Source organism: Marinilabilia rubra (assembly GCF_003121985.1).
GTDB lineage: Bacteria > Bacteroidota > Bacteroidia > Bacteroidales > Marinilabiliaceae > Marinilabilia > Marinilabilia rubra.
Window position 1 is genome coordinate 275,432 of the sequence record NZ_QEWP01000003.1, and the last position, 11,737, is coordinate 287,168.

At 41.0% G+C, this 11,737-nt stretch carries 11 protein-coding genes and 3 tRNA genes; 11 read left to right on the forward strand and 3 right to left on the reverse strand.

The window, feature by feature from the left end; all coding sequences use genetic code 11:
• Positions 1-413 precede the first annotated feature (413 nt).
• The 7 genes from DDZ16_RS05570 to upp all read left to right on the forward strand — a co-directional run bounded on the left by DDZ16_RS05570 (position 414) and on the right by upp (position 4,596).
• Positions 414-485: transfer RNA gene (locus tag DDZ16_RS05570), tRNA-Glu, on the forward strand.
• A 40-nt stretch (positions 486-525) separates the two neighbouring features.
• The gene (gene rpsT, locus DDZ16_RS05575; RefSeq protein ID WP_109263446.1) at positions 526-780 is read left to right on the forward strand and encodes a 30S ribosomal protein S20; all 255 of its coding nucleotides are present in this window, start codon (positions 526-528) and stop codon (positions 778-780) included.
• 18 nt (positions 781-798) lie between these two features.
• Positions 799-870 (forward strand) — tRNA-Glu (locus tag DDZ16_RS05580).
• Positions 871-1,001: 131 nt separating this feature from the next.
• The gene (radC, locus tag DDZ16_RS05585) at positions 1,002-1,700 is read left to right on the forward strand and encodes a RadC family protein (protein WP_109263447.1); all 699 of its coding nucleotides are present in this window, start codon (positions 1,002-1,004) and stop codon (positions 1,698-1,700) included.
• 73 nt (positions 1,701-1,773) lie between these two features.
• On the forward strand, positions 1,774-2,622 hold the full coding sequence (locus DDZ16_RS05590; protein WP_109263448.1) for a hypothetical protein: 849 nt from the start codon (positions 1,774-1,776) through the stop codon (positions 2,620-2,622).
• Between the two features lie 2 nt (positions 2,623-2,624).
• A complete protein-coding gene (locus DDZ16_RS05595) occupies positions 2,625-3,635 on the forward strand; it encodes a hypothetical protein (RefSeq protein ID WP_109263449.1) in 1,011 nt (336 codons plus the stop codon).
• 307 nt (positions 3,636-3,942) lie between these two features.
• Positions 3,943-4,596 (forward strand): uracil phosphoribosyltransferase, encoded by a 654-nt coding sequence (gene upp, locus DDZ16_RS05600; RefSeq protein ID WP_109263450.1) that lies wholly within the window; start codon positions 3,943-3,945, stop codon positions 4,594-4,596.
• Between the two features lie 6 nt (positions 4,597-4,602).
• On the opposite strand, the gene folK is transcribed toward upp, so the two are convergent.
• Positions 4,603-5,091, reverse strand: a complete 489-nt coding sequence (folK, locus tag DDZ16_RS05605; protein WP_109263451.1) for a 2-amino-4-hydroxy-6-hydroxymethyldihydropteridine diphosphokinase — start codon at positions 5,089-5,091, stop codon at positions 4,603-4,605.
• A 373-nt stretch (positions 5,092-5,464) separates the two neighbouring features.
• Between folK and sppA the strand changes: the two genes are divergently transcribed.
• The 3 genes from sppA (at position 5,465) to DDZ16_RS05620 (ending at position 9,171) form a co-directional block, all read left to right on the forward strand.
• Positions 5,465-7,237: a signal peptide peptidase SppA gene (sppA, locus tag DDZ16_RS05610; protein WP_109263452.1), complete on the forward strand. Its 1,773-nt coding sequence runs from the start codon at positions 5,465-5,467 to the stop codon at positions 7,235-7,237.
• A 73-nt stretch (positions 7,238-7,310) separates the two neighbouring features.
• Positions 7,311-8,375 (forward strand): tetraacyldisaccharide 4'-kinase, encoded by a 1,065-nt coding sequence (gene lpxK / locus DDZ16_RS05615; protein WP_109263453.1) that lies wholly within the window; start codon positions 7,311-7,313, stop codon positions 8,373-8,375.
• Positions 8,359-9,171, forward strand: coding sequence for a purine-nucleoside phosphorylase (locus DDZ16_RS05620; RefSeq protein ID WP_109263454.1), 813 nt, complete (start codon positions 8,359-8,361; stop codon positions 9,169-9,171). Before lpxK ends, DDZ16_RS05620 begins: the two co-directional genes overlap by 17 nt.
• A gap of 41 nt (positions 9,172-9,212) precedes the next feature.
• Here DDZ16_RS05620 and hflX read toward each other — a convergent pair whose 3' ends face one another.
• Positions 9,213-10,424, reverse strand: coding sequence for a GTPase HflX (gene hflX, locus DDZ16_RS05625; RefSeq protein WP_109263455.1), 1,212 nt, complete (start codon positions 10,422-10,424; stop codon positions 9,213-9,215).
• Between the two features lie 212 nt (positions 10,425-10,636).
• Positions 10,637-11,317, reverse strand: a complete 681-nt coding sequence (locus DDZ16_RS05630; RefSeq protein WP_109263456.1) for an energy transducer TonB — start codon at positions 11,315-11,317, stop codon at positions 10,637-10,639.
• Positions 11,318-11,626: 309 nt separating this feature from the next.
• On the opposite strand from DDZ16_RS05630, the gene DDZ16_RS05635 reads away from it, so the two are divergent.
• Positions 11,627-11,700 (forward strand) — tRNA-Ala (locus DDZ16_RS05635).
• Positions 11,701-11,737: the final 37 nt, after the last annotated feature.

The window sequence follows — 11,737 nt, forward strand, 5'->3', positions numbered from 1 at the left end:
GCTTTAAAGTTGGATATTCCCGGGCAAATATACACATTTTTGTGTGCACGCCCACACCTGTTTCTTTATTTTAAATTGAAAGACTTTAAACATCACAAAAAAAGCAAGCTTTCAACACAAACATGTGTATTAACACACATCGTTTTCACACACGCTGATCAATAAGCTTCCTTGTTTATGAAAGATGAAATTCATTCTACCGTAATGAGAAACCCAGATAGTAATTTACCCCTGCCACCTTTAACTCCCTGTATTACAATACACGCAAAGCAACCCGGTATTTAGTCTCACAAAAAAAATCATAAAATGCCCACATTTTTTATTTTTTTCATCCTTGAAATTTGCAAGAAGTGAAATTTGACTTATCTTTGCATCCGCATTTGAAAAACAACACATCAAATGTGACACATTTTGGTCCCTTCGTCTAGTGGTTAGGACGCCAGGTTTTCATCCTGGAAACAGGAGTTCGATTCTCCTAGGGACTGCAAGTAGAGAGAAATTTGTAACAATTAGCAAGGATTAGAGATGGCAAATCATCAGTCGGCAAAAAAGAGAGTTCGTCAAATTGAGAAGCGCAAGCTTCACAATAAGTATTACGCAAAAACTGCCCGTAATGCTATCAAGAAGTTGAGGACCACCACCGAAAAATCGGAAGCAGAATCGATGTATCCTCAAGTAACTTCTATGATCGACAAACTTGCCAAGAAGAACATTATTCACAAAAATAATGCGTCCAATCTGAAATCCAGTTTGGCAAATCACATCAGTAAGCTGGCTTAAGCATTAAGCCTGTTTTTTGGTCCCTTCGTCTAGTGGTTAGGACGCCAGGTTTTCATCCTGGAAACAGGAGTTCGATTCTCCTAGGGACTGCTAAGGTCTTTCCTGTATTAAGGGAAGACCTTTTTTTGCTCCTGTTTTTTTGTATCTTCACGTTCCGGTAACCTAACCTTCCCAAAAGTCCAATTCGGATTGCCCAACGGGAATGGTTCAAAAATTAAAGGATGGAAGATTATCAGAAAAGGAGCATCCGCCAATGGGCCATTGAAGACCGCCCGCGCGAGAAACTCATTCAAAAAGGCATTGGCTCGCTTTCCAATGCAGAACTTCTGGCTATTCTAATCGGATCAGGAAGCCAAAAAGAATCGGCAGTTGACCTGTCAAGAAAAATCCTGCATGATGCCCACAACAATCTTAATGAATTAGGCAAAGCCACTATTGAATCCCTTCAAAAAGGCTATCATGGTGTAGGAGAAGCCAAAGCCATCACAATTGTTGCCGCCCTTGAACTGGGACGCAGGCGTCAGCTTAGTTCACCCGTAGAGCGCCCGCAAATCAGAAAAAGCGAAGATGTTTTTGCACTAATGCACCCGACACTGGCCGACCTTCCACACGAAGAGTTTTGGATTTTAATCCTTAATCAGGCCAATAAAGTCATCAACCGCTTCAACACAAGTAAAGGAGGAATTGCAGGAACCGTTATTGATGTCAGGCTAATTATGGAGAAAGCCCTCTATCAACATGCTTCCTCTCTAATACTCTGCCACAACCATCCTTCAGGAAATCGTAAACCCAGTCAGGCAGACATATCTATCACAAAAAAATTAACTGAGGCAGGAAAAATACTCGACATTCAGGTGCTTGATCATCTCATTGTAGCCGAAAACCACTATTTTAGCTTTGCGGATGAAGGAATGATGTAACTGAGGTTTTTCAAACCTGAGGTTAACGTTTTTGATCCCAGGAGGACTTCATAATTTTTGAGACTTAAACCTTATGGAAATAAAATACATTAAAAATGAAGAAATAAACCGGTTGCGCTACGACAATACATTAAAACGATCATTTAATGCCAATGTCTTCGCCTACTCCTGGTATTTAGACCTGGCATGTGATGAATGGGATCTTTTAATTGAAGGCGATTACGAAACGGTGTGCCCGCTTCCGTTAAAAAAGACAATGGGCATTAATACAGTAAAGCAACCTTCAAGAATCCCGCTATTAGGTGTCTTTTCCTCTAAGCACCTGCCATCCGAAAAGGTGACTTCATTTATAAAAGCCATTCCTTACAAACATGTAAATCTCACCCTCAACCACCTAAACCGTCTTCAAAATCTCCGGATTAAAGGCATTCGAAAAGTGGCTGTACTGGACCTTATTCCCCCTTACGAAAAAACCATCGCAAAATATTCGGAAAAAGCCAGGGAAATTCTGCCTCAGAATGATGGCACTTTTGTCATGAGATCCGTTCGAACGGACGAATACATGTTCTTTAAAAGAAGTCAGAAAAAAGGTTCAACCATCCTTAACATGCAGCTGACAAGAATCATGAATTATGCCATCAGGTATAAGAGTGCAGGCATCTACAGTGTTTATTCCCCCAGAAATGAACTGATCGGTGCAGCTTTCCTGATAAAATCCAACAATCGGGTTTTTCTATTCGACTGCGTTGAAAATCCCGAAGGTCATAAAAGACACGCCATATTCAGAGCCATTAATCATTTGATTGAAACCAATAGTGAAAGCAATTTAACATTGGAATTGCCGTTTGAATGTAAGGCTCTGGAACAAATGATTAATTTTGACCATCACCATTGCCAAAAATACAAAAAAGGCATACTCTGAAAATGGACGCATCAAAACGGGCAATCGCTGAGGCCAATGAAACCCTCAAACCATATGCTATCAACATTCTGCCTCGAAACAAAATTGACACAAAACTTTGGGATCAATGTGTGGCAAATTCCATTAATGAAACACCGATGGCATACACCTGGGTGCTGGATCACTTATGCCCTGCCTGGAAAGGGCTTGTTATCAACAATTATAAAGGTGTAATGCCCTTACCGCTTTCCGGAAAGGGGGTACCGCCAATTATTCAAATGCCATTCGATGTTTTAAACCTGGGTATTTTTTCTTCAAACAATACTATTACCCTGCTTTCCCCTGTAATCTTCCACCATCAGGTTTTTAAAAAGTTCAGGTACATCAACTACAGATTTATGGGTACAGAGCTCCCTGTCAATCATAAATTAAATCCATCAATAAGTTACCGCAAAACTTATGAACTGGATCTAAATAAAGATTACAATTCTTTAAAAAACGCCTACTCCAAATCACACAAAAAAAACATCAGGAGGTTTAAAAGAAACAATCTGGAGATCCAGTCTGTAAATCATCCAAATACCTATAAGCTCCTGCAACAGGAAAAAGCGAAAGAAAAGCCTGCCCTCTATACTCCACCAGCCCATAATCGAGGTTTTTCAGATATGATAAAAACAGCTCTGAAAAATGGCTCAGGAGAAAATTTTGAAATTCAAAACCAAGGTGAAATTATTGGATCATGCTTTTTTCTCAAAGGCAATAAAAGAGTTGTGATTTTTCACATATCCAACGAAACAGGCAGAAAACTCAAGACTACCTTTGGGCTGATAGACAATTTTATCGGGAAGCATGCCGGAGAAGAAAAAATACTGGATTTTGCAGGATCCAGTATCCCAAGCATTTCAGAATTTAATAAGGGGTTTGGTGCAATGGAGAAGATCTACCTTAATACAACCATTAACAGGTTGCCCTGGCCAATAAACATAATCAAACAAAAAAACCTGCTCTATCGCTTTAAATTGATATTCAAATAAAATATTAAGAAACGGTTCAAATGACTTAAAACAAACTGATATACAATTAAAACAATAGATCGTTAGATTATTAAATATCTGACTGACGGCAGTCAGGCCAGATGTAAAACCAATCGTATAACTCTGAATTTATGCGCATTGCACCAGGCAGGCACATGTTTTTAGATAACTGATTACATATATATTGTAAAAGTCCAACAGAGTATTGAAAAAGTAACTCTTCCCTTAATGCATAAAATCACATGAAATCCAATTTTGATGTCTTTATTTCGAACTGAAACATTATTTTTGCATTAAAAACCGGCAAATGGAGATTAAACTTATCAATCAGCCTCACAGCATCCTGAACACTTTTGTGGCTGAACTTCGCGATGTAAACATTCAACATGACCCTTTAAGGTTTCGTCGTAATCTTGAACGTATTGGAGAAATATTTGCGTACGAAATCAGCAAAACCCTCACCTACAAATCGCATGACATAACCACACCCCTGGGCACTGCCAACGAATGGCTGCCTGAGGAAAAAATTGTAGTAACTTCTATCTTAAGAGCAGGAGTGCCACTGCACAACGGTCTTCTAAATTACTTCGACCGTTCGGAGAATGGTTTTGTCTCTGCTTTCAGAAAATATACTGAAGATGGAGAATTCGATATTCACATTGAATACATTTCAGCCCCGGACTTAAATAAAAAGACCGTGATCATGGCTGACCCGATGCTGGCAACCGGTTCTTCTCTCGAATTGGCCTACAAAGCCATAAAAGCCAACGGAAATCCTGAACATGTGCATTTAGTGAGTATTGTCGCCAGTCAGGCCGGAGTTGAATACATCAAAAATATGCTGAACGACGAACCTGTTACTCTTTGGGTAGCCGTAGTGGATGATGAACTCAATGCCAAATCCTACATCGTTCCCGGTTTGGGAGATGCCGGAGATTTAGCCTACGGGCCGAAATTATAATCTCCCTCAGGATTCAACAAAAACTTTGCTATTGTCAGGACATTGCTCCAAAAGAACATCCACCCGGGTTTTAAAAACTGGATGCAAGTAGTCCGGCATTAATTCATTTAGAGGCTCTAATGTAAAGCGCCTCAGATGCAGGCGGGGATGTGGAATCTGAAGGTCGGAAGTTGCAACTACTTCATCGCCAAAAAATAAAATATCTATATCAATAAGGCGCCCCTCATAATGGAGGGTCGTCTTTTTTTTGCGTCCCATTTGCTTTTCAATCTGTTGAGTTTTCCTCAAAACCTCAAAAGGAGAGCTTGTTGTTTCAACAATCAACACCTGGTTGAAAAACCAATTGGGATCATCAAACCCCCAAGGTGGGCTTTTGTATACCCCGGACAGTTCGATCACCGATCCAACCTCCTTTCTGATGACTTCAATGGACATGTCAAATACCTCTCTGGTTTTCTCCTGGTTGCCTCCCAATAACAATACAACTTTCGGCATCACATATTAATTTAAAAATTAAGATTCTTCGAACGATAATTAGTCTTTGCAAGAAAACTCCGATAACTGCGTTACGCTCATCTTACTTGCCAGTCATTTACAGAAGTAAACTCCTGACAATTAAGACTCGCAAGCCTTGTTCTCAAAGTTTTCTTATCAAAGCCTTCGAAAAAAAGAGGGTTTTCTTACAGGCACTAATTAGCTACTTTTTATCAAAAATAGCGGTATTGCATAAAACAAAAAGCTATTATGGTTATCAATTAAAAATTAAAGCTTCTTTTAAAGATTTTTTTCGCAAATTTGTAGGAATTAGACAAGAAACCATAAATACTTAACACCCGAACCACAACAAACACCCTGAAATAATTTTAATATGAAGAAATTTTTAAAGTACACCCTGGCCGTAATTGTCGGCTCACTCGTCTCAGTAGGCATCCTCATGATTGGTTTTATAATTATGGTTGGCATATTTGCAGCTGCCGGCCAGGAGGAAGTCACAGTTAAAGATAATTCTTTACTGGTCCTCAAGCTGGATGGCCCCATCGTTGAAAGAACCCCGGATGACCCCTTTGCCCAAATCATGTCAGAATTCACAGGTGAAGCGGCACCTATCGGACTGAATAAAATACTTGCGAGCATCAAGAAGGCATCACGCGATAAGAGAATAAAAGGTATATATCTCGAATCCGGAGTTATTATGGCAGGCCATGCAACCATCGAAGAAATTCGAAATGCTCTGCTTGAATTTAAAGAAAAAAGCGGGAAGTTCGTTATCAGTTTTGCCCCGGTATATTCCCAAAAATCTTACTATTTGGCAACTGCTGCTGATAAAATTTACCTGCCTCCCGCAGGTATGCTTCAATTCCAGGGGCTTAGTTCGCAACGCACGTTTTTCAAAGGAACCCTTGAAAAGCTTGGCGTGGAAATGCAGGTTTTCAGACATGGTCAATTCAAATCAGCTGTAGAGCCTTTCACACGCACCGAGATGAGTGAGGCCGCCCGATTGCAAACCCAAACTTACGTTCAATCCATGTGGGATCATATCGCGGCAAAAGTTGCCAAAGAGCGGAACCTGTCAACAGAAGCTCTGAACACCACAGCAAACAAAGCCCCCTGGCTTCAGCCAGACGAATTCCTGGTAGAAGCCGGCCTGCTGGATGAACTTAAATATAAGGATCAGGTGCTAAAAGAACTCAAAGACTCGGTAAGCATAGATTATAGCAAAGACCTCAACAGCATTGATATAAGCAAATACGCTAAGGCATACGTACCTGATGACAAAAGAGGCATCTCCAAAAACAAAATAGCTGTTATTTATGCCCAGGGAGCCATTGACAGTGGGCAAGAAGGCATTAATTCAGAAGACCTTTCAAGAACCATTCGACAAGCACGAAGGGACTCATCCATCGACGCCGTTGTTCTCAGAATCAACTCCCCGGGAGGATCAGGAATGGGATCAGAAATCATCTGGAGGGAAGTAAAACTTACCACCGAAACCAAGCCTTTGATTGTCTCAATGGGTGATCTGGCGGCTTCCGGTGGTTATTACATTGCTGCCCCTGCTGATGCCATCGTTGCTCATCCCAATACCCTGACGGGTTCAATTGGTGTTTTCGGGTTGATTCCAAATGTAAAAGGACTCCTCAACAAGGTTGGCATTACAACTGATGGGGTAAAAACCAACAAATTTTCGGATCTTCCAAGCATTGACCGCCCTTTCCGCCCCGAAGAAAAAGAGTTGATGCAGGCATATATTGAGAATTTCTATGATGTTTTCCTTCAAAGATGTGCAGAAGGCCGCAGTACGACAAAAGCAGCCATCGATGAAATAGGTCAGGGCCGTGTTTGGAGTGGCGAGAATGCCATTGACATCAATCTTGTCGACGTACTGGGCGGAATTGACACAGCTTTGGAAATTGCGGCTGAAAAAGCAGATATTAAAGACGATTATCGAGTGGTAGAACTACCGAAACTATTATCTCCTTTTGAACAGCTGATGAAAGACCTCACCGGAAACGCTTCCGCCTTCATGAAAAACATAATTTGGGGACAATCAGAATATTTGGAAATACTGAATACTGTGGAAAGTCTGAAAGAGTCGTACCCCATTCAGGCACGTGTCCCCTACGAGATAAGCGTTAACTAAAATAACTATTCTTTACCCGGGGCGCATAAAGCAATAATGACTTTATGCGCCCTTTTGTTCTAATATAAAATCAATGGAATTCACACCCCGCCTATTACTTCTTCCATTTTCATGGTTGTTCTGTTTCATAACAAGAACCAGAAACTTCTTATACAACAGGGGTGTTTTTAAATCCAAATCATACGACCTCCCCATTATATCCGTTGGGAACATCACAGTTGGAGGCACAGGAAAAACTCCGCTTACAGAACTATTAATCAGAACGTTTTCTCCTGAGTTTCGATGTGCACTGCTAAGCAGAGGCTATGGCAGAAAAACCAAAGGCCCGGTTTTAGCCACAGAAAGCTCAACCCCGCTGAGCATTGGGGATGAACCCCGACAAATGCAATTAAAATATCCAACCCTGAAAGTAATGGTTGCAGAGAAGCGTGTTTTAGGGATAAGTAAATTACTTAAGCTGACTGATCCTCCGCAAGTCATTCTGATGGATGATGCCTATCAGCATCGCGCCGTTAATCCAGGTTTTTCAATACTAGTCGTTGATTATTTCCGACCCATGCATAAAGACTTTTGCCTCCCTGCTGGAAATTTAAGGGAGCCTCTTTCGGGCAGAAAAAGGGCCAATATAATGATTGTAAATAAATGTCCAGCGGACTTGACGAAGAGGGAGAGTGAGATAATTACCCGGAAACTATGCCCTTTGGCACATCAACAAATATTCTTTAGTTGTATTGATTATCAACCTCCCAAAAAGCTTTTCAAAACAACCGAACCCGATACTTCGCTTTCTGCCGGGAAATTTTCAAAAAGACCAATCCTTGCAGTGGCAGGAATTGGAAATCCGGTGCCTTTTTTCAAAGAAGCCCGGAAGTATGCCTCACAGCTTGAAACGCTTTCGTTTCGAGACCATCATGATTTCACTTCCGGGGACATCCAAAAAATGGCTCACACTCTGAAAAACATGGGATCTCAGACCATTGTTCTAACAACCGAGAAGGATGCAGTAAGATTAAAAGATAAAGATCTCCCATTGGAATTATCTGGTAAAACATGGTACATTCCCATTGAGTTGGAAATATTATTTAATGAACAGGACACATTTATAAAAACCGTAGAACACTATGTTAAAAAAAATTAAAGAAACTGCTGATTTTTTGAAGCAAAACCACAACATCGGGGCACGTGTAGGCATCATACTTGGCACCGGGCTTGGTGGTCTGGTTAATGAAATAAAAATAGAAAAAACCATTTCTTACGGAGAAATCCCCAACTTCCCCGTCTCAACCGTTGAAGGTCATGAGGGGCGGCTCATCTTTGGGAACATCCGGGGAACAGAAATCGTTGCCATGCAGGGACGGTTTCACTACTACGAAGGGTATGACATGAAAGACGTCACCTTCCCAGTTAGGGTAATGAAAGCTCTGGGCATTGACCATCTTTTTGTATCCAACGCAAGCGGAGGCCTTAACCCCGACTTCGTTGTTGGAGATATTATGGTGATTACTGACCACATCAACATGTTTGGTGATAACCCTCTCATTGGTAAAAATATTAATGAACTTGGGCCCCGTTTCCCCGACATGAGTGCTCCTTATGACAAAGGGCTGACAGAAAAAGCATTTGAAATAGCCGCCAAACACGATATTAAACTGCAAAAAGGCGTATATGTAGGAACCGCAGGACCAACATTCGAAACTCCGGCTGAATACAAGTTTTTCAGAGTTATTGGTGGTGATACCGTTGGCATGTCAACCGTTCCCGAAGTTATTGTGGCACGACATTCAGGCATGACCGTTTTTGGCATCAGCATCATTACAGATTCCGGCGTTCCCGGCCAAATCGTAGAAATATCCCATGAAGAAGTTCAGGAGGTTGCAGCTAAAGCCGAACCTAAGATGACTAAGGTAATTGCTGAATTAGTAGGATCTGTATAATAAAAACCGGGATGAAAAATAAATTTCATCCCGCCCTTTTTTTATTCCACTTCAATATCCGGATAGAGAAAATCATTAAAAGGAAACCTGGTAACATGAATCTTCACCACTTCCCGATAAAGTAATTCTCTAAATTCTTCGAAATTGGTCTTTTCCCTGGCAGAAATGAAGATACTCTTTGTATCCTTGGCCATCCAACTTTTCTTCAAATCTTCCAACGAATAATTCTCCTGTTTTACAGGACTTAAATCATCTTCTTCTTTTTCGGTATAAGAAAAAGCATCAACCTTGTTAAACACCATAACCATTGGCTTTTCACGGTCATCAATTTCGTGAAGAGTTTGATTTACAATTTCTATTTGCTTCTCAAAGCCGGGATGTGATATATCTACCACATGCAGAAGAATATCTGCCTCCCTCACCTCGTCAAGTGTCGACTTAAAAGACTCCACCAAATGGTGAGGCAACTTTCGTATAAATCCAACGGTATCGGCAAGGAGAAAGGGCAAATTACCAACAACCACCTTTCGGACCGTGGTATCAAGCGTCGCAAACAACTTGTTTTCAGCGAACACTTCACTCTTGCTAAGGGTATTCATCAAAGTACTTTTCCCTACATTGGTGTACCCCACTAAAGCCACTCGAACCAATTTTCCCCGATTCTTTCTTTGAGTGGCCATTTGCCGGTCTATTTTTTTCAGGTCACTCTTGAGCTTGGAAATCTTATCGCGGATAATCCTGCGGTCCGTTTCAATCTCTTTTTCTCCGGGCCCACGCATTCCAATGCCTCCACGTTGCCTCTCCAGGTGTGTCCACATGCGGGTCAACCGCGGCAGGAGATATTGATACTGTGCAAGTTCAACCTGTGTTTTGGCATGAGCTGTACGGGCTCTGCGGGCAAAAATATCAAGAATAAGGTTGGTTCGATCTAAGATGCGTCGCTTAAAAGCATGTTCAAGGTTTCGCAACTGAGAGGGCGTTAATTCATCATCAAAAATAATGGCATTAACATCTTCATGAACTTTCACATATTCAATAATCTCCTCTAGTTTTCCACTCCCAACAAAATATCGCTTATCGGGTAAAGGAAGCGATTGAACAAAACGTTTCACTGGTTCTGCACCTGCGGTTTCAGCCAAAAAGGCCAACTCATCCAGGTATTCATTCACTTCCTGCTCCGACACCTCAGGTGTGCGAACAGCTACTAATACAACTTTTTCCAGTTCTTTTTTTGTAGATATTAAATCGTTCATTTATCTCCTTTCAAAAAAATAATCAACCTCAGTTAATTAAAATAACCGTTGGTGACAATTTAAATCAGTCCTTTCCTAATAACAGAGTAATCTTTTTACTGACGGATTCTTCTCAGGCACAAAAGTAATTGATTTCTATCAAAGAAGAACGATAAAAAAACAAAAGCCCGGTTGATGAAACCGGGCCTTCGATATTTTCTGGAACCGTGCTATTATTGAAGCACAAAGTTAATGGGTACCGTGTAAGAAACGCGAACAGCTTTACCTCTCTGTTTACCGGGTTTCCACTTAGGCATATCACGTACCACCCTCAAAGCTTCCTTATCCAGACTGGGATCTACCCCGCGTGCAATTTGCACATCAGTAACCGACCCGTCGGTGTTGATCACAAATTTTACATAAACACGCCCCTGAATTCCGTTTTCCTGTGCAATTACAGGATAATCTACGGAAGTGGCAAGATACTTATGAAGGGCAGCATCTCCTCCGGGGAATTCCGGCATGTCTTCTACAATAAAGAAAACAGGGCTCTCTTCAACTTCTTCGTCGGTTTGAATATCTGAGAAGTCAACTTCAGTATCTTCAGTAGCCTCAGTATCCTCAATAATCAGCTCTTCATCCAACTCCACATCGTCTTCTACGATATTCAATACATCAGTTACTTTTGGTGGTGGAGGTGGCGGTGGTGGTTTCACTTCTTCCTGGCGAGTGATCGGAATGATCTCCTCTTCTACTTCCTCTTCGTCAATTTTCAAACCTTGGTTAACATCAGTTTCAGTGGATGTCCACTCAAAGGCTATAAAAACCAGAGAAAGCACCACAACAAGTCCGATCTGCATAAAGACCGTCTTCTTGTTTTCCAAATCTGCTTTTGGCGACTTTTTTACTTCCATAATAAAAATCGAATTTTGGTGCCTAAAATTAATGACTTTTAACCGCTTTTTCAATACGTCTCAAAACGAACATAAGGCCCGTTTTTATTTGAGAGGCTAAAAATAGGATTTTATAATCAAATCTAAGCATTGTTAAAGGTTCTTTTTATTAATTCAAAATAAGAACAACAGCGTAAACACCCCTTTCCCTGATTAAAAATCAAACGATTAACTCTTTAATTACAACAAGAACCAAACCAAACTGCACTTTTTTTCGGAATTCCTTTGGCCAAATTCCCAATTTTCTTTTATATTTGCAACTCGAAAATCGGGGGTGTAGCTCAGTTGGCTAGAGCGCATGACTGGCAGTCATGAGGTCAGGGGTTCGACTCCCCTCATCTCCACGTGTTTAATCTAATATACGAAAAACCGGACCAAACG